This is a genomic window from Novosphingobium fluoreni (genome assembly GCF_014196615.1).
In the GTDB taxonomy this organism is placed as follows: domain Bacteria; phylum Pseudomonadota; class Alphaproteobacteria; order Sphingomonadales; family Sphingomonadaceae; genus Novosphingobium; species Novosphingobium fluoreni.
In genome coordinates, this window is record NZ_JACIDY010000001.1 from 469,596 (window position 1) to 483,325 (window position 13,730).

Sequence of the window (13,730 nt, forward strand, 5' to 3'; positions counted from 1 at the left end):
GAACGAAAGCCATGATCCGCATCATTTCCATCCTCGTCGGGCTGTTCTTCACGGTCGCGCTGGCCTGGTCGTTCGGCAACGGCGCCTACCAGCAGATCACCGAACCGCCGCCGGTCACTGCCGAGCATGAATTCCACCGGCACCCCAAGGAAGTGCACTTCGCCAGCGACGGCGCGTTCGGCAAGTTCGACCGCCAGCAGCTGCAGCGCGGTTTCCAGGTGTACAAGGAAGTCTGCTCGGCCTGTCACTCGCTCAGCCACGTCGCCTTCCGCGACCTGACGCAGCTTGGCTATTCGGACCCCGAAGTGAAGGCGATCGCCAAGGGCTTCCAGGTTCCCGGCATCGATCCCAACACGGGCGAGGATGCCATGCGTCCAGGCATGCCGACGGACTACTTCCCCAAGCCGTTCGCCAACGACATCGCCGCGCGCGCCGCCAACAACAACGCGGTTCCGCCTGATCTCTCATTGATGACCAAGGCACGTCATGATGGCCCGGCCTACGTCTACTCGCTGTTGACGGGTTATCAGGCACAGCCCGCGGCTCTGCTGAAAGAGTTCCCGGACGCCAAGACGCCGAACGGCCTGCACTACAACCCTTACTTCGCCAACCTGAACCTGGCGATGCCGCCGCCGCTGACCAGCACGGGGCAGGTCTCTTATGGAGACGGAACCAAGGCGACTGTTGATCAGATGGCGAAGGACGTATCTGCTTTCTTAGTGTGGACCGCTGAGCCGAAGCTAGAGAAGCGCAAGCAAACGGGTTGGCCGGTGTTGGGCTTCCTGCTGTTCGCCACGATCCTTGGCTACATGTCGTACAAGAACATCTGGTACGAAAAGAAGAAGCACAAAGCCTAAGGTTATTACGTGCTGACACGAGCGCCCCGCCATCGACCGATGGCGGGGCCTTTTCGTTTGTAAACGTTGGAATGGCACGCGCAGGAGCGGCCTGCCCAGCTGCGCACTGGCTCGAATGCAGGTGGATACGCATAGAAGGCTTAAGCGGTTTTGATAGTGCTGTGCCGGTGCGCCACTCCAGACGCGCCACCACGGACCCGACTGCGAAATGGGTCGGCCCGAAAGCCGCTAAAGTCGCTGCGGCCAACCGGTTGCACCAACCCCCACGGCGTCATGCCCGCCGCAACTGAGGCGGGTTACAGTTCGCCCTTGCCCCATTGAATCGTGTCGGGGTCCGCTCCGGTCACAAGACGGCGCAGCGCGGCTCGCGCCAGCCTCTCGGTCTCCACCTTGCGGCGCGCGGCCGCCAGCTTGCGGGTAGGCGCTGGCCGCAGGATTTCGGCATCGTAGCCATCCGCGACAATCACGCCGCAGCAATCCGGCATGAATGCTTCCGATGAAAGACAATTGCGATCCAGATGAGGCGCCAGGCCCCAATAGAACCTGTCGCAGTAATCCAGATAATCCGGCCACTTGGCATCGCCGAGCAAGTCCGCTCGGCTGACTTTGATTTCAACGATGACAATGTCGCCCTTGGCATCCACGCCCATCAGATCAGCGCGCCGACCGCAGCGCAGCGGCATCTCCGGAAGGCACCAGATATCGTTTCGCGCAAACAGCCGCCTGATCCCACGCAGCACATCCGCCGCCTGAGACGGAGCAGCCGCAGCAAAAGAATCACGATCGGAAATCAAAGACATCGACCCACCATAAGAACATAGAGGGAACTGGCAACCCCTTCACGAAGTCGCAAATCAGGCTGGTATGGCAATGCCCGCTCTGCTAACCGGCTTTCACTGCACCCGTAGCTCAGCTGGATAGAGCGCTGCCCTCCGAAGGCAGAGGTCACAGGTTCGAATCCTGTCGGGTGCACCATAACCATCAAATTGGTACTATCGCCCAAGGCGGTCTCGCGCATCGATTGCGCCTTGAGGTGTCACGATTGGACCAGATCTACGTCGCACGCATAGAAAAAGTATCGTGTGCTGGAATTCCACTATCAGTGAAATGTCGGGTCTCCGATGCAGTGCGACACAATGGGATGCACAAAGTGGAATTCAAGTGATGTAATCGTATCACTCCCCATCTACACAATATGCATCTGCACAATTTCTTTCTTATTTTTGTTCGCACATGCGGTAGGGCGATGGTGCCTCAGGCAAATTGAATACAGGAACTCTGATATGAAGAAGATTATCGCCGCTTCTGCGCTCGCGCTCGCCGCAATCGCTGCAGCACCTGTCATGGCTCAGGAAGCCAGCATTCCCTTCGACGGCCCCTACGTCGCCGTGCTGGGCGGTTACGACAAGATCCGCGTCGATACGCCGATTGGCGCAGGCAGTGACGATGGTTTCCTTTATGGTGGCGTTCTGGGCTTCGACAAGAACATCAATGGTCTTGTCCTCGGCCTTGAGGGCGAAGCAACCGGCTCGACCACCAAGGAAAGTGTGCGGGACCTTTTTGTCGCTGGTGACCGCGCGACCGTGAAGCCAGGCCGTGACCTGTACGCCGGTGTTCGTATCGGTGGCGAAATCACCCCAGGCGTGCTCGTTTACGCCAAGGGCGGTTACACCAATGCGCGCGTCAAGGTGAGCTACGATGATGGCGTTGACGTGCTTCGCGATGGCACGAACCTGGATGGCTACCGTTTGGGAGCCGGCATCGAGACGAATATCTCGGGCTTCCTGGCACGCGTCGAGTATCGCTTCTCGGACTATGGCAACCCGGAAGGTCTCGGCCTGCGCCCTGACCGTCACCAGGTCGCGGCGATGGTCGGTTACCGCTTCTGATCTGACGATCCTGCGTCACCGCGCGTGCGGTGACGCAAACCGAACCGCCGCCGCGTACTACGCTGGCGGCGGTTTTGTTTCATGGAACCGCGAAATGCAGCGGTCAGGCGGGAAGAACGGCCAGGAGCCGGCGCGCTTCCCTACAGTCTTGATCCATTTGAGCCATCAATGCGTCCAGATTGTCGAATTTGGCTTCGGGACGGAGGAAGTGGTGAAATGCCACCTCGATTTCCTGTCCGTAAAGATCACCGGAAAAGTCGAAAAAGTGGGGTTCGAGTAGCTCCTTGGGAGGCTGGAACGTCGGCCGCACGCCGATATTCGCCGCGCCTTGCAGCGTGCGACCATCCGGCAGCCGACCCGTGACCGCATAGATGCCATAGCGCGGCCGAAGATAGGTGCCCAAGTCCAGGTTCGCGGTGGGGTACCCGATCGTGCGGCCCACCTTGTCCCCATGCTGTACCGTCCCGCGAATCGCGAAGGGCCGGGTCATCAGGCGCGTGGCCGTTTCGCAATCCCCGGCCGCCAGCGCCGCGCGGATCCTGCTGGAAGAGATCGGCCCTTCCTCGTCCGATACGCCAGGCGCGGCGCGGGTCTGGATGCCGAGCGCCTTACCAAGGTGATGCAACGATGCGGCTGTGCCTGTTCGGTCCTTGCCGAACACGAAGTTTTCTCCGGTACAGATCCCGGCAACGCCCAGCTGATCGTGGATCATCTCTCGCATCCAGCGGTCCGCCGTCATGCTCGCGATGCTGGCATCGAAAGAGAACACCAGCATCGCATCGGCACCGGCAGCGGCGAACAGCTCTTCGCGCTGGTCCAGCGTGGTCAGCCGGAAGGGTTCGGCGTCCGGGCGGAAGAAGCGCTTGGGATGAGGGTCGAATGTGGCGACGACGGCGGGCCGACCTTCGGCGTGCGCCCATCGGATCGCTTCTCCGACGACGGCTTGGTGGCCTTGGTGGAACCCGTCGAAGTTTCCGAGAGCGAGGATCGCACCGCGCACGGCGTTAGGCACGGTATCGCGATGGTCGAGGCGAATCATGCAGCCGGCTATAGGTCGCGGATCAGCGACACGAAAGCGTAGCCGGGTTTCCCATCCGCAGGGGCATGTTCGACACGCGCGGTCTCGCGCCATTGCGCCCCGGGGGCAGGCATGGTCGTTTCACCGGGGAAGTCCGCGTGGATTTCGGTCATCTCGATCCGGTCGGCGCGATCGGCGAACAAGGCGAAGATTTCCGCGCCGCCAATCACCGCGACTTCCCCGGGGCCGGCAAGCGCAAGCGCGGCCTCGACATCGTGCGCTGTTTCTGCGCCGTTGCGCGACCAGGCGACATCGCGGGTCAAGACGATATGGCGGCGGCCAGGCAGCGGGGAGGGAAAGCTTTCAAAGGTTTTGCGGCCCATAATCATCGGCTTGCCCAGCGTCAGCGCCTTGAAATGCCGGAGGTCAGCGGGAAGATGCCAGGGGAGTGCGCCATCGCGGCCGATCACGCCGTTTTGGGCGCGGGCGTAGACCAGCACCACTTCCTGGCCTGCGATCGCGCCCGCCGGGGCGGTCATAGCGTCAGCCGGGTCACGTGCCCCATCTTGCGACCAGGGCTGGGCTCTCCCTTGCCGTAGAGGTGCAGGTGGTTGGCGGGATCGGCCAGCAGCCCCGCCCAGTCCAGAGCCTCATCCCCGATCAGGTTGCGCATCTCGACCGCGCTGGCGGCCAGGCGGGTATCGCCAAGCGGCAGACCACAGATCGCGCGGATGTGATTTTCGAACTGCGAGGTGATGGAGCCTTCGATCGTCCAGTGTCCCGAGTTGTGGACACGTGGCGCCATCTCGTTGAAGACCGGGCCATCGGCGGTGGCGAAGAACTCCAGGGTCAACACGCCGACATAATCGAGCGCTTGCGCGACTGCTGCGGCCAGATCGCGAGCCTGGGCGAGCTGATCCGCGATCGGAGCGCCTGCAGGCACGGTGGACAGGGCCAGGATACCGTCTTCGTGCACATTGCGCGCCGAATCGAAGAAACGGACCTCGCCGGTGGCGGCGCGGCACAGGATTACGGAAAACTCGGCTTCGAACGTGACGAAGCCTTCGTAGATCAGCGGTTGGCCGGGCCAGTCGACGGTGTCCGCATCGGCAGCGGATCGGATGCGCCACTGGCCCTTGCCGTCATAGCCATCGCGCCGCGTCTTGAGGATGCCGGGCGCGCCGATCGCAGCGATCGCAGCGTGAAGATCAGCCGGGCTATCGACCGCCTGGAACGGCGCAGGCGTTCCGCCCAGGCTGCGCACGAATTCTTTTTCGACCAGCCGATCCTGCGCCGCTTCCAGCGCGCGAGCGGGCGGATGGAGCGGCACGCTACCCAAGGCATGCAGCGGGGCGACGGGCACGTTCTCAAATTCGTAGGTGATCACCGCGCAGTCGGCGGCAAAGCGCGCCATCGCGGCGGTATCGTCCCAATCGGCGCGGGTGAAGGCAGCGCTCACTTCGGCGGCGATCGAGACCTCTTCCGGCGCAAAGATGTGGCAGCGATAGCCCAATTGCGCCGCCGCGACAGCAAGCATGCGGCCCAATTGTCCGCCGCCAAGGATACCGATCGTCGAGCCGGGAGCGATCATCGGGTAACAGACGCCATCGCTCAAGCCGGCCGCTCGGCGACGGCGGCAGTCTGCTCGGCGCGCAGGGCCTTGAGCCGATCGGCCAGGCCAGCGTCACTGATGGCGAGGATCGCTGCGGCCATGAGCCCGGCGTTGGCCGCGCCCGCTTCGCCGATGGCCAGCGTGCCGACGGGAATTCCGGCAGGCATCTGCACGATCGACAACAAGCTGTCCTGCCCGGAAAGCGCCTTGGATTGCACCGGCACGCCCAGCACCGGCAAGTGGGTCATACTGGCGACCATGCCAGGCAGATGGGCCGCGCCGCCCGCTCCGGCGATAATCACCTTGAAGCCCTCGTCCGCCGCGCCCTTGGCGAAGCTCACCAGGCGATCAGGCGTGCGGTGGGCCGAGACGATCCGCGCATCGTAGGCAACGCTCAGCTTGTCCAGCATCTCCGCGGCGCGCTGCATGGTGGGCCAGTCGGACTGGCTGCCCATCACGATCGCGACCGGCGGGGCAACGATCGGCTCACTCATCTCACCGCTCCGAGAGGTAGTAGCGGTCCTGCACCGCAAGATCGGCGGCGAGGTCGTAGATGATCGGTTGGCCGGTGGGGATTTCCAGCCCGGTGATCTCTTCGTCAGAGATGCCCGACAGATGCTTCACCAGCGCACGCAGTGAATTGCCGTGCGCGGCGACCAGCACAGTCGCACCCGCCTTCAGGTGCGGCACGATCGAGCCCTGATAATAGGGCAGGACGCGGGCGATCGTGTCCTTCAGGCTCTCGGTATTGGGTATTGGAATGCCGGCGTAACGGGCATCGGCGTTCAGATCGAATTCCGACCCGGCGTCCAGCACCGGCGGCGGAATGTCGAAGCTGCGGCGCCAGATCTTTACTTGGTCATCGCCGTGCTTGGCGGCGGTTTCGGCCTTGTCGAGCCCGGTGAGGCCGCCGTAGTGTCGCTCGTTCAAGCGCCAGTCCTTGGTCTCAGGAATCCACAGCAGGCCGGCGGCTTCCAACGCCAGATGCAGGGTCTTGATCGCGCGGGTCTGCAGCGAGGTAAAGGCCACGGTGGGCAGGATGCCCTTTTCCTTGAGCAGCGCGCCGGCAGCGCGGGCCTCTGCCTCACCCTTTTCGGTCAGGCCCACATCCCACCATCCGGTGAAGCGGTTCTCGAGGTTCCACTGGCTCTGGCCGTGGCGGACGAGGATCAGACGAGGCAAGGGGGCATGCTCCTTGGCGTGGCGGGCCATGGAACCGGCCCGGACAAAGTGCTGTAACGGGGCGGCCCTAGCTTTCCGAGGGCAGGTTGGGAAGAGCATCCGATTCGTTTTTAGCCGCGATCGCGCAATGATCATGCGGCGGTGACCCATCCAGGGCACGGGCCTGTGCCTTGCGACGGTGCAGGTTCTCGCGCAGCTTGGCGGCAAGGCGCGCTTTGCGAGCGGCAGGATCGGTGGTCTTGACCATGCCGATGTTCATGCCGCCGCCACCGGGCGAGTTCAACCCGCACCGTAAAGCCGCGCTTGACATTTCCGGCCCACGCCGACAAAGCGCGCCTCTGCCCGGCGACCGGACCGTTTGTCCGGATGCACGCTGCTGTAGCTCAGTGGTAGAGCGCGTCATTGGTAATGACGAGGTCGGGAGTTCAATCCTCCCCAGCAGCACCATTCCGGCCGTTTCAGGCCGCATATCGCTCTCGTCATATCTCCGTCACGAATGTGGTGCATCAGCGCCCGGCGGTGTTACGCCGTATTGTGGCGGATGGGCCTGGCAACGCGGTGTTAGCAGCTTGAGTGGCAAGGCGTGGCTGCGGTACAGCCGCTACACACGATGCGGATTGGGGAATCCTGGCAGTGAAGATCGGTGAAGTCCTGGCGCTTGGCATTGGCGTGGCGATGGCGGCGCTCCCGGTGGCGGCCTGCGCGGACGTGTTGCAGATAGAATCCCAAGGTGCGCGCTGGGTCGCGGGTGGTCCGGCCACCTTTACGCCGGCTGGCATGGAAACCGTGCAGGATGAGGTCGCGGAGATCGCGCCTGACGGCAGTGGCTTGCATCCCGCCTCGTTCACCAGTGTTGCCGATGCCGCCGGGCCAGAGCGATTCCGCGCCCGCGTGGCCGAGCTGGCAGAAAAGTACGACATCAGCCCGACCTTGCTGGAAGCGGTGGTCTGGCAGGAAAGCCGCTGGAACGTCGCCGCGATTTCGCCGGTGGGCGCGCGCGGCTTGGCGCAGTTGATGCCGGGCACGGCGCGGCAGTTGGGCGTGGACCCGGCCGATCCCATGGCCAACCTGGAAGGCGGAGCGCGCTATCTGCGGATGCAGCTCGATGCCTTCGGTGGTGATATCGAACGCGCGCTGGCGGCTTATAACGCAGGCCCGGCGCGTGTGCAGAAGGCGGGCGGCGTGCCGGCCATTCGGGAGACCCAGATGTACGTCGCTTCGATCATGTCCCATCTGACCGACCCGGTGCGCAAGTGAGCGTGCGTCGCATCTTCCTGGCGCTGACGGCGCTTTTCGCGCTGCCGCAAGCCGCCCTGGCGCAGACGGTGACGCGCGATCCCGCCGGCAGCGGTCCGATCGTGGCCGCGCTGGGCTGGCTTCAGGGCACTTTGCTGGGCAATGTCGCTACCGCCGTGGCGGTGATGGCGGTGGCGGCCGTAGGCTTCATGATGCTGACCGGGCGGATGAACTGGCGCTTTGGCGCAACCGTGATCATCGGCGTGTTCATTCTGTTTGGTGCCGGCGCGATCGTCTCGGGCATTCAGTCCGCCGCTGTAGGCGGATGATTTCAGTACGACCCGGGCCAGGCCCGGGTCGATATCTGTTTCAACCCAGCAGCTTGGCTGCGATCTTGCGCACGTCTTCGCCCATGTCGGGGCGATCGAGCGCGATGGCCAACGTCGCCTCGACGAAGCCCAGCTTCGAGCCGCAATCGAATCGGCGGCCCTGAAAGGTGACCGCGTGGAACGGCTGCGTATCGATCAGCTTGGCCATCGAATCGGTCAGCTGGATCTCTCCGCCCGCGCCCTTTTCCTGTGTGGCCAGGAGATCCATCACCTCGGGCTGAAGAATATAGCGGCCCGAGACGATAAGGTTGGACGGCGCGTCTTCCACCTTGGGCTTTTCGACAAGGCCCTTCACCTCGGTCAAGGCACCAGAGCTCTTGCCCGGCGCGATCACGCCATAGCTGGAGACTTCCTCTCGCGGCACTTCCAGCACTGACACCAGGTTGCCGCCCACTTGATTGTACGCCTCGATCATCTGGGCCATGCAGCCGGGCGAGCCGTACATCAGCTCGTCGGGCAGGAAGATCGCGAAAGGCTCATCCCCCACGACGGCACGGGCGCACCACACGGCGTGGCCCAGGCCAAGCGGCACTTGCTGGCGCACGGTGGTGAGGTTGCCCGGCTTCATCCGCGTGGCGTCCAGCGGCTCCAGCGACTTGCCGCGCCCGGTCATCGTCGCTTCCAACTCGTACGCGGTGTCGAAATGCTCAACGATCGCGGTCTTGCCGCGCCCGGTGACGAACACGAATTCCTCGATCCCCGCCTCGCGCGCCTCGTCGACGGCGTATTGGATCAGCGGGCGATCGACGATCGGCAGCAGCTCCTTGGGGATCGCCTTGGTCGCGGGCAAGAAACGCGTGCCCAGGCCCGCCACCGGGAAGACGGCTTTTCGAACGGGCTTGCGAAAGGTGTTCTCGGACATTGGCGGATCAATCCCCCTGGTTGATGCTGCATCGCAGTGTAGGCGGCTTCGCCCTAGCAGGGCAATCGCTTGCAGACGATGGTTGCAATCACGTGAAGCCCGCATCCGCTCATCCGTTTTGGAAGGAGGGTATGTGGCGGCGGCGCTCGCTTGCCGCTGGCCGCAAACTCGCTAAAGCGCCGTGATGGACAAGATCATCATCCAGGGCGGCCAGCGCCTTTTCGGTACCATCCCCGTTTCCGGCGCAAAGAACGCCGCGCTCACCCTGTTGCCATGCGCGCTGCTGACGGATGAGCCGCTGACCCTGCGCAACCTGCCGCGTCTGGCCGATATCGACGGTTTCCAGCATCTGATGAATCAGTTCGGCATCTCCACCACGATCGCCGGATCGCGGCCGGAGGACTTTGGCCGGGTGATGACGCTGGCCGCGACGCGCATCACCAGTTCGGTCGCGCCTTATGAACTGGTGCGCAAGATGCGCGCCTCGATCCTGGTGCTGGGCCCGATGCTGGCGCGCATGGGTGAGGCGACGGTGTCGCTGCCCGGTGGTTGCGCCATCGGCAATCGCCCCATCGACCTGCACTTGAAGGCGTTGGAAGCGCTGGGCGCGACGATCGAGATGGCGGCGGGCTATGTGCGCGCGATCGCGCCGGACGGCGGGCTGCCCGGCGGACGCTATTCCTTCCCGGTGGTGTCTGTCGGCGCGACCGAGAACGCGCTGATGGCGGCGGCCACCGCGCGAGGCAAATCGACGCTGCACAACGCCGCGCGCGAGCCCGAGATTGTCGACTTGTGCAACCTGCTGGTGGCGATGGGCGCGCAGATCGAGGGGATCGGCAGCAGTGACCTGACCATCCACGGCGTTCCCCGGCTTCATGGCGCCACATATCGCGTCATGCCGGACCGTATCGAGGCCGGCAGCTATGCCTGCGCCGCGGCTATCACCGGTGGCGAGGTGACGTTGACGGGCACGCGTATCGAGGAAATGGACGCCACGATCCAGGCGCTGCGCAGCGCCGGTGTTCATGTCGAACCAAGGGCCGACGGCCTGCATGTGGCATCGGATGGCAAGTTGCGCGCCGTGACGCTGGCCACCGCGCCTTATCCCGGTTTCGCCACCGACATGCAGGCGCAATTGATGGCGCTGCTCTGCCTGGCGGAGGGTTCCAGCGTCCTGACCGAGACGATCTTCGAGAATCGCTACATGCACGTGCCGGAGCTGAACCGCATGGGCGCCCGGATCGAAACCTCGGGCCGCACCGCGATCGTCCACGGCGTGGGCAAGCTCTACGGCGCTGAAGTGATGGCGACGGATCTGCGAGCGTCGATGAGCCTGGTGATCGCCGGCCTTGCCGCCGAAGGGGAAACGCAAGTCCACCGGCTCTATCATCTTGATCGGGGTTATGAGCGCCTGGAAGAAAAGCTCTCGCTGCTCGGCGCGCAGGTCGAAAGGGTCGGCGGGGAGTAGAAACATTCGGCAACACAAGGCGCTCCTCGCGCGTTGGATGGAACGTAATGCGAGAGGAGCAGACACCATGGGTTTGATCAGGTTGGCCGTCGCCGGTGCCGCTGGCTACGCGCTCTACAAATACGCCACGCGAGACGAAGGCCAGGCTACTCTGGCAGGGTCGACGAGCGGGAATCGGAGTTTCCAGCGCGTGCGTGACGCCGGCACAGCCGAGATGTCGAACGCCCCGCGCACCTGGAACCGGGTGGACGAAGCCAGTGATGAAAGCTTTCCGGCCAGCGATCCGCCGTCGCACTATTGAGGAATGGGCGCTCGAACGATAAAAGGTGGCGGAGAAATCCGCCGCCTTTTTTCCATGGTCGTGATCGCCCATCCACCCGGCGGGGGCGGGCCGCCATCACGCTGTTGTAGAAACGAGCCACACCCGGATCGCGCCTGCGAGGCCGGGGGGATTTTCGGCTTCCAGCCGTTCCGCGTCGATCCGTGCGACTAGAGCGTTGATCGGCACGCCCTCAGCAGCAGCGCGCGCCTTCAGCATGTCCCAGAACACCGGCTCCAGACTGATCGAGGTCTTATGACCGGCGATCTCCACCGAGCGTTTGACCGGAGGATGGAATGGGACCGCCATGCTTCGGCGGTATCAAAAACCGTGCCGAGATAACAGCCGTGTGACGGCTCAGTGCCGCCGTGACCGGGGGCGGGTTCGGCGAACCTGAAGTCCGCCGCCCCGCCCGCGATCTGTCAGTACATGTGCTGGCCGCCATTGATGCTCAGCGTCGATCCGGTCACGAAGCCGGCATTGTCGCTGGCGAGGAACGCCACGCCGCGCGCGATCTCATAGGCATTGCCCAAGCGTCCCACCGGAATCTTGGCGACAATCTTTTCCAGCACCGGCTCAGGCACGGCCGCCACCATGTCGGTATCGATGTAGCCAGGGGCGATCGCGTTGACCAGAACGCCGAACTTCGCGCCTTCCTGCGCCAGCGCCTTGGTGAAGCCGTGGATGCCGGACTTCGCCGCCGCGTAGTTGACCTGGCCGTATTGGCCGGCTTGGCCATTGATCGAGCCGATGTTGATGATCCGGCCCCAACCGCGATCGCGCATGCCGCCGAACGTAGCCTTGGCCATGTTGAAGCAGCCGCCCAGGTTGATGCGCATCACTTCGTTCCAGTCGTCGAAGGTCATGCGATGCAGCGTGCCGTCGCGGGTGATGCCGGCATTGTTGACCACGATATCGATCGGGCCGACATCGGCCTCGACCTGCTGGCAGCCTACCAGGCAGGCCTCATGGTCGCCCACGTCCCACTTGTAGGCCGGAATACCGGTTTCGTCGGTGAAGGCCTTCGCCTTTTCCTCATTCCCGGCATAGTTGGCGACGACTGTATGGCCGCGCTCCTTCAGTGCGAGTGAGATGGCTGCCCCGATACCCCGGGTGCCGCCGGTAACTATTGCAACACGTGCCATTAAGATGTCCTCGCCGTCATCCTCTCGGCCTCATTGCTACGGGCAGCGCCGGGTAAGCACAAGTTATCGAATGATGATTTGATTGAGTATCGATTGCATATTCTGCACACGCCTGAGCGCAATTCGCGCCCCAAGATCATCGGGCTGTAACAACGGGGTCGATCGAACAGTACGCGAATCAGAAGCTGAATTGCGTGCCTACGTAAACCGCCTGATTATCCTGCGCGCCGTCCGTCAGCGTCGTCAACCGCTCACGCTCCTGCGAATAGCGGACCCCGGCAGTGACGTTCAGATTGCGGGTGACGCGATAGGCACCGCCTACATCCACTTCGCTGCCGTCCGCGGCGAAAGTGCGGGGCGCGCGGCCCGGGGGTGCGTTCTGCTCCATGAAAATACGCGGTGAGAAGCGCGATCCCTCCGAATTGCCACGCGCCGGGGCCAGGCTGTATTTGCGCACGTCGGTCAGATCGGCCGAAGGCTTCGGCGTCACCGTCTGCTGCGCGATGTCCTGGGCGAAATTGCGATAGCCGCGCGAAATGCCAAGGCTGAAGCCGGTGGGGGCGATCCGCAGGTCACTGTCAGACTTCGCCAGCGTCCGCCCGCGCACGGTGATGGCCTGTGCGGCTGCTGGATCGACCCGCACCGCCACCGTAACCGGTCGCTCTGCCTCTTCGGGAGCACCGGCGGGCGTGAAGGGAAACAGTTGCCCCTTGGCGAGTGACCGTATCGCCAGGATGCGGGACAAGCCGGCAGGAGCAGGCGCTTCGGCGCCGGTCTCCACAGCGGTAAGCGCCTGGTGGTTCGTGAAGTTGGCGGTGAATGCCAGCACGGCGCTGGGCAGCGCCAGAAGCGAAACCGCCCCGGCCAGCAGCAGCGACGTGGTCGCTCCACCCTTGCGTTCGCGTTCAACTGACATGCGCTTTACCTTGTCACTCCCTGCGGGCAGCCTGGCGCAGGTGATTGCGCCACTGCCGCATCTTTTATCGCTTTAGTTTTAACACAGCCTGATCCGGGCGAACAGGGGCATGGCCCGCAGGCCGACGCATGCGGGCCACGGCCCACTTGCCGCGCGGGCGTGGCGGCGATAGAGGCGGTGGGTAGCGGGTGCCGCGCTTTCGCGGCCACTTCTTCCGCATGGGAATCAGGAACTGGGTACGACGATGACAGCCCGCACCGACGATAGATCACGCGCTCTTTCCCGCGCCGGCCTTGGCCTGGCGCTCGTCCTGGCGCTTGGCGCTTGCGGCGGCAAGAAGGAAGTCCGTGCGGAAATCGCCCCCACGCAGGTCACCACGATCGGCGTTAACAGCTACTTGTGGCGCGCCAGCCTGGACGCGCTGTCGTTCATGCCGCTGCTGCAGACGGACAGCAACGGCGGCGTCATCGTCACCGATTGGTATTCAAACCCGAAGAACCCGTCCGAGCGGATGAAGGTGTCGGTGACTATCCTCGATGCGGACTTGCGCGCCGATGCGCTGCGTGTCGTGGCCAGCCGCGAAGTGCAGCAGGGCGGTGGCTGGGTGGCAGCGCCCGTGCAGGCCGCCACCGTGCAGAAGCTGGAGGATATCATCCTCACCCGCGCTCGTGACTTGAGGCGCAACTCGGTCGGCTGACGATCCAGCCATACCTTCGTCATGCCCGCGAAAGCGGGCATCCATCTCCTGACGTTGCGTAAAGCCGAACCACCTGGAGATGGATTCCCGCTTTTGCGGGGGATGACGAAGCTGTGTAAGTGGCGCCGATGCCCGCTGGA

18 protein-coding genes and 2 tRNA genes are annotated in these 13,730 nt (G+C 63.9%); 9 read left to right on the forward strand and 11 right to left on the reverse strand.

What is annotated here, in order from left to right; all coding sequences use genetic code 11:
* The first annotated feature begins 11 nt into the window (after positions 1 to 11).
* Positions 12 to 857, forward strand: a complete 846-nt coding sequence (locus GGR39_RS02300) for a cytochrome c1 (protein ID WP_183615693.1) — start codon at positions 12 to 14, stop codon at positions 855 to 857.
* A 296-nt stretch (positions 858 to 1,153) separates the two neighbouring features.
* Here GGR39_RS02300 and GGR39_RS02305 read toward each other — a convergent pair whose 3' ends face one another.
* Positions 1,154 to 1,657: an MmcB family DNA repair protein gene (locus GGR39_RS02305; RefSeq protein ID WP_183615694.1), complete on the reverse strand. Its 504-nt coding sequence runs from the start codon at positions 1,655 to 1,657 to the stop codon at positions 1,154 to 1,156.
* 98 nt (positions 1,658 to 1,755) lie between these two features.
* Here GGR39_RS02305 and GGR39_RS02310 point away from each other — a divergent pair.
* Both GGR39_RS02310 and GGR39_RS02315 read left to right on the forward strand, forming a co-directional pair.
* A tRNA-Arg gene (locus GGR39_RS02310) sits at positions 1,756 to 1,832 on the forward strand.
* Between the two features lie 308 nt (positions 1,833 to 2,140).
* Positions 2,141 to 2,746 (forward strand): outer membrane protein, encoded by a 606-nt coding sequence (locus tag GGR39_RS02315; protein ID WP_183615695.1) that lies wholly within the window; start codon positions 2,141 to 2,143, stop codon positions 2,744 to 2,746.
* A gap of 103 nt (positions 2,747 to 2,849) precedes the next feature.
* On the opposite strand, the gene GGR39_RS02320 is transcribed toward GGR39_RS02315, so the two are convergent.
* From GGR39_RS02320 to GGR39_RS02345, 6 genes are all read right to left on the reverse strand, one after another.
* The gene (locus tag GGR39_RS02320) at positions 2,850 to 3,785 is read right to left on the reverse strand and encodes a bifunctional riboflavin kinase/FAD synthetase (protein ID WP_183615696.1); all 936 of its coding nucleotides are present in this window, start codon (positions 3,783 to 3,785) and stop codon (positions 2,850 to 2,852) included.
* An 8-nt stretch (positions 3,786 to 3,793) separates the two neighbouring features.
* Entirely contained in the window at positions 3,794 to 4,303 is a 510-nt protein-coding gene (locus tag GGR39_RS02325) for a dihydrofolate reductase (protein WP_183615697.1), read from the reverse strand.
* A complete protein-coding gene (locus GGR39_RS02330; protein WP_183615698.1) occupies positions 4,300 to 5,355 on the reverse strand; it encodes a 5-(carboxyamino)imidazole ribonucleotide synthase in 1,056 nt (351 codons plus the stop codon). Before GGR39_RS02330 ends, GGR39_RS02325 begins: the two co-directional genes overlap by 4 nt.
* Positions 5,356 to 5,375: 20 nt before the next feature.
* On the reverse strand, positions 5,376 to 5,870 hold the full coding sequence (purE, locus tag GGR39_RS02335) for a 5-(carboxyamino)imidazole ribonucleotide mutase (protein ID WP_183615699.1): 495 nt from the start codon (positions 5,868 to 5,870) through the stop codon (positions 5,376 to 5,378).
* Between the two features lies 1 nt (position 5,871).
* A complete protein-coding gene (gene gpmA / locus GGR39_RS02340) occupies positions 5,872 to 6,558 on the reverse strand; it encodes a 2,3-diphosphoglycerate-dependent phosphoglycerate mutase (RefSeq protein WP_183615700.1) in 687 nt (228 codons plus the stop codon).
* A gap of 67 nt (positions 6,559 to 6,625) precedes the next feature.
* Complete coding sequence (locus GGR39_RS02345) at positions 6,626 to 6,817, reverse strand: hypothetical protein (RefSeq protein ID WP_246388190.1); 192 nt, start codon at positions 6,815 to 6,817, stop codon at positions 6,626 to 6,628.
* 113 nt (positions 6,818 to 6,930) lie between these two features.
* Here GGR39_RS02345 and GGR39_RS02350 point away from each other — a divergent pair.
* The 3 genes from GGR39_RS02350 to GGR39_RS02360 all read left to right on the forward strand — a co-directional run bounded on the left by GGR39_RS02350 (position 6,931) and on the right by GGR39_RS02360 (position 8,123).
* A tRNA-Thr gene (locus GGR39_RS02350) sits at positions 6,931 to 7,005 on the forward strand.
* Positions 7,006 to 7,182: 177 nt separating this feature from the next.
* Positions 7,183 to 7,815 carry a lytic transglycosylase domain-containing protein gene (locus GGR39_RS02355; protein WP_425490576.1) on the forward strand — a complete coding sequence of 211 codons (633 nt, stop codon included), beginning with the start codon at positions 7,183 to 7,185 and terminating at the stop codon, positions 7,813 to 7,815.
* 2 nt (positions 7,816 to 7,817) lie between these two features.
* Positions 7,818 to 8,123 carry a TrbC/VirB2 family protein gene (locus GGR39_RS02360; RefSeq protein ID WP_082667862.1) on the forward strand — a complete coding sequence of 102 codons (306 nt, stop codon included), beginning with the start codon at positions 7,818 to 7,820 and terminating at the stop codon, positions 8,121 to 8,123.
* Positions 8,124 to 8,163: 40 nt separating this feature from the next.
* Here the strand turns inward: GGR39_RS02360 and galU are convergent, their stop codons facing one another.
* Positions 8,164 to 9,045 carry a UTP--glucose-1-phosphate uridylyltransferase GalU gene (galU, locus tag GGR39_RS02365; RefSeq protein ID WP_183615701.1) on the reverse strand — a complete coding sequence of 294 codons (882 nt, stop codon included), beginning with the start codon at positions 9,043 to 9,045 and terminating at the stop codon, positions 8,164 to 8,166.
* A gap of 184 nt (positions 9,046 to 9,229) precedes the next feature.
* Here galU and murA point away from each other — a divergent pair, with 184 nt between their 5' ends.
* Entirely contained in the window at positions 9,230 to 10,513 is a 1,284-nt protein-coding gene (murA, locus tag GGR39_RS02370; protein ID WP_183615702.1) for a UDP-N-acetylglucosamine 1-carboxyvinyltransferase, read from the forward strand.
* A 67-nt stretch (positions 10,514 to 10,580) separates the two neighbouring features.
* Positions 10,581 to 10,814, forward strand: a complete 234-nt coding sequence (locus tag GGR39_RS02375; protein ID WP_058735590.1) for a hypothetical protein — start codon at positions 10,581 to 10,583, stop codon at positions 10,812 to 10,814.
* A 96-nt stretch (positions 10,815 to 10,910) separates the two neighbouring features.
* On the opposite strand, the gene GGR39_RS02380 is transcribed toward GGR39_RS02375, so the two are convergent.
* From GGR39_RS02380 to GGR39_RS02390, 3 genes are all read right to left on the reverse strand, one after another.
* Positions 10,911 to 11,141 carry a ribbon-helix-helix domain-containing protein gene (locus tag GGR39_RS02380; protein ID WP_183615703.1) on the reverse strand — a complete coding sequence of 77 codons (231 nt, stop codon included), beginning with the start codon at positions 11,139 to 11,141 and terminating at the stop codon, positions 10,911 to 10,913.
* A 113-nt stretch (positions 11,142 to 11,254) separates the two neighbouring features.
* Positions 11,255 to 11,977 carry an acetoacetyl-CoA reductase gene (gene phbB / locus GGR39_RS02385; RefSeq protein ID WP_058735588.1) on the reverse strand — a complete coding sequence of 241 codons (723 nt, stop codon included), beginning with the start codon at positions 11,975 to 11,977 and terminating at the stop codon, positions 11,255 to 11,257.
* A 178-nt stretch (positions 11,978 to 12,155) separates the two neighbouring features.
* Positions 12,156 to 12,893 (reverse strand): hypothetical protein, encoded by a 738-nt coding sequence (locus GGR39_RS02390; RefSeq protein ID WP_183615704.1) that lies wholly within the window; start codon positions 12,891 to 12,893, stop codon positions 12,156 to 12,158.
* A gap of 244 nt (positions 12,894 to 13,137) precedes the next feature.
* Here GGR39_RS02390 and GGR39_RS02395 point away from each other — a divergent pair, with 244 nt between their 5' ends.
* Complete coding sequence (locus tag GGR39_RS02395) at positions 13,138 to 13,590, forward strand: DUF3576 domain-containing protein (protein ID WP_058735586.1); 453 nt, start codon at positions 13,138 to 13,140, stop codon at positions 13,588 to 13,590.
* The last annotated feature ends 140 nt before the right edge of the window (positions 13,591 to 13,730 follow it).

Excerpts from the sequence above, each read along its gene's own strand:
- GGR39_RS02300 (WP_183615693.1), top strand. The coding sequence starts at position 12 with ATGATCCGCATCATTTCCATCCTCGTCGGGCTGTTCTTCACGGTCGCG.
- GGR39_RS02305 (WP_183615694.1), bottom strand. The coding sequence starts at position 1,657 with ATGTCTTTGATTTCCGATCGTGATTCTTTTGCTGCGGCTGCTCCGTCT.
- GGR39_RS02315 (WP_183615695.1), top strand. The coding sequence starts at position 2,141 with ATGAAGAAGATTATCGCCGCTTCTGCGCTCGCGCTCGCCGCAATCGCT.
- GGR39_RS02320 (WP_183615696.1), bottom strand. The coding sequence starts at position 3,785 with ATGATTCGCCTCGACCATCGCGATACCGTGCCTAACGCCGTGCGCGGT.
- GGR39_RS02325 (WP_183615697.1), bottom strand. The coding sequence starts at position 4,303 with ATGACCGCCCCGGCGGGCGCGATCGCAGGCCAGGAAGTGGTGCTGGTC.
- GGR39_RS02330 (WP_183615698.1), bottom strand. The coding sequence starts at position 5,355 with ATGATCGCTCCCGGCTCGACGATCGGTATCCTTGGCGGCGGACAATTG.
- purE (WP_183615699.1), bottom strand. The coding sequence starts at position 5,870 with ATGAGTGAGCCGATCGTTGCCCCGCCGGTCGCGATCGTGATGGGCAGC.
- GGR39_RS02345 (WP_246388190.1), bottom strand. The coding sequence starts at position 6,817 with ATGAACATCGGCATGGTCAAGACCACCGATCCTGCCGCTCGCAAAGCG.
- galU (WP_183615701.1), bottom strand. The coding sequence starts at position 9,045 with ATGTCCGAGAACACCTTTCGCAAGCCCGTTCGAAAAGCCGTCTTCCCG.
- murA (WP_183615702.1), top strand. The coding sequence starts at position 9,230 with ATGGACAAGATCATCATCCAGGGCGGCCAGCGCCTTTTCGGTACCATC.
- GGR39_RS02375 (WP_058735590.1), top strand. The coding sequence starts at position 10,581 with ATGGGTTTGATCAGGTTGGCCGTCGCCGGTGCCGCTGGCTACGCGCTC.
- GGR39_RS02380 (WP_183615703.1), bottom strand. The coding sequence starts at position 11,141 with ATGGCGGTCCCATTCCATCCTCCGGTCAAACGCTCGGTGGAGATCGCC.
- phbB (WP_058735588.1), bottom strand. The coding sequence starts at position 11,977 with ATGGCACGTGTTGCAATAGTTACCGGCGGCACCCGGGGTATCGGGGCA.
- GGR39_RS02390 (WP_183615704.1), bottom strand. The coding sequence starts at position 12,893 with ATGTCAGTTGAACGCGAACGCAAGGGTGGAGCGACCACGTCGCTGCTG.
- GGR39_RS02395 (WP_058735586.1), top strand. The coding sequence starts at position 13,138 with ATGACAGCCCGCACCGACGATAGATCACGCGCTCTTTCCCGCGCCGGC.